General features: G+C 75.3%; 2 protein-coding genes. Both read left to right on the top strand.

The genetic code is table 11. The features are described 5' to 3' along the window. A partial coding sequence (locus JNW87_RS38040) for a bifunctional diguanylate cyclase/phosphodiesterase (protein ID WP_238455401.1) occupies positions 1-1,658 on the top strand: 1,658 nt, incomplete at its 5' end. Positions 1,659-1,738: 80 nt separating this feature from the next. Next, the coding region (locus tag JNW87_RS38035; protein WP_238455402.1) for a hypothetical protein at positions 1,739-2,016 on the top strand (278 nt) is incomplete at its 3' end.

Genomic DNA, 2,016 nt, shown 5'->3' with positions numbered 1-2,016 from the left:
GTGCTGCTGGCCTATGCGGCGCCGGAACGCGCCGTCCTCACCCTGGTCCCGCCGCTGGTGGCGGCGCGCTGCTCACCGCCGCGGGGGCACGACGCGCCTCGGCGGGGGAGACCCTGCGTCCCGACGGGTCGCCCGCGCCGTGGCCCCGGGTGACCGCTCCGGCCGGCATCGCCGCGCTCGCCGCCGGCCACCACCTTTGCGCGGTGGGGGAGTTCAGCGCCCCGGCGATCGCGCTCGGGCTGGCGGTGATCCCGCCGGTCATCCTCCAGGAGCTGCTGACCGCCGCGGACCACCGCCGGCACGCCGAGCGGATGCTCGCCCGGGAGGCGCGGCTGCGCGAACTCGTCAACGACCTCGACGAGCGGGACCGGCTGACCCGGACGGTGCGCCGGCTCATCGCCACGGACCAACTCACCGGGCTGGCCAACCGCCGGGAACTGCTGCGCGAGCTGTCCGCCCGGGGCGCGGCGCCCACGCCCGGTGCGCTGCTCGTGGTCGACCTGCACGGGCTGGGCATGGTCAACGACGGGTCCGGGCACGCGGTCGGCGACGAGGTGCTGGTCGAGGTCGCCGGACGGCTCCGGGCCGGCTGCGGGCCGGGCGACCTGGTGGCCCGGCTGACGGGTGACGAGTTCGCGGTGCTCACCGACGTCGGGTCGGTGCTGGCGTACGCGCTGGCCACCCGGCTGCTGGCCGCGCTGACCGAGCCGTACCCGCTGCCCGGCGGGGCGGCGCGCCTGCAGGCCAGCGTCGGGTTGGCGGAGACCGGTGGAGGGGAACCGGAGGACGTGCTGCGCCAGGCGGATCTAACCCGCCGCCGGGCGGTGCAGCTCGGCCGGGACCGGGTCGAGTGGTACGACGCCTATCTGGAGGAGCAGCTGGTCCGCCGGCTCGACCTGGAACGGGAGCTGCCCGGTGCGATCGCACGGGGCGAGCTGGACCTGGTCTACCAGCCGGTGCTGGCCCTCGCGGACCGGCGCCCGGTGGGCACCGAGGCGTTGCTGCGCTGGCGCAGTCCGGTGCTGGGCACGGTGCTGCCCGCCGGGTTCCTGCCGGTCGCGGAGGACCTGGACCTCGCCGGCGAGCTGGGCCGCTGGGTGCTCGACCGGGCCTGCCGGCAGCTCGCCCAGTGGTCCGAGGGCGGTCGGGACCTCTGGATGTCGGTGAACGTCGGGCCTCGGGAGCTGGTCGCGCCGGACTTCGTGCCGCGGACGGCCACCGCGTTGGCCGCGTACGGCGTGCCGGCGGACCGGCTGGTGGTCGAGGTGGCGGAGCCGGCGGTCGCCGCCGAGCTGCCGACCGTGGTGGCCCGGCTGGCCGGGCTGCGCTCGCTGGGCGTGCGGACGGCGTTGGACGACTTCCGGGCCGAGCACGCCTCGCTGGCCCAGCTCCGCCGGCTCCCGATCGACCTGCTCAAGGTCGGCCCGCACCTGGTCGGGTCGGACGGCGACGCGCAGCGACCGCTGATCGACGTGGTGATCAGCCTGGGCGACCGGCTGGGGGTGGACGTGGTGGTCGAGGGGTTGGAGTCGGACGCCCAGGTCGACGGGGCGCGCCGGGCCGGCTGCCGGTACGGCCAGGGTTTCGCACTGGCCCGGCCGGCGACCGCCGAGCGGGTGGAGGCGTGGTTCGAGGAGTTTCCCTCGACCTCCCGTTGAACCGGCTCGTTCATTACTTCCCGACCTCGGTGGTGGCCGTCTCCGACCTGGCCAGCGGCAACTACGTCATCTACGGTCGGGTGCTGGCCGGCGCGCGGAATCATGGAAGGCGCGGTGAAGTCGTGAGCCATCGAGCGCTGCACGAGGGTTGGGTGCTGCGGGCCGTACCCGGTCCGCAGGTGCCGCCGGAGATCGTCGACCGGGAGGTGCCGGCGACCGTGCCCGGCTGCGTGCACACCGATCTGCTCGCCGCCGGCCTGATCCCGGACCCGTACCTGGATGACAACGAGAGCGGGCTCGCCTGGATCGGGCGCACCGACTGGGTCTACGAGACGACCTTCGCCTGGCAGCCCGGCGA

The organism is Micromonospora sp. ATA51 (genome assembly GCF_016802855.1).
GTDB classification, from domain to species: Bacteria; Actinomycetota; Actinomycetes; order Mycobacteriales; family Micromonosporaceae; genus Micromonospora; species Micromonospora sicca.
The sequence above is the reverse complement of the archived record's forward strand: the minus strand, read 5'-3'. Positions and strand labels throughout refer to the sequence as shown.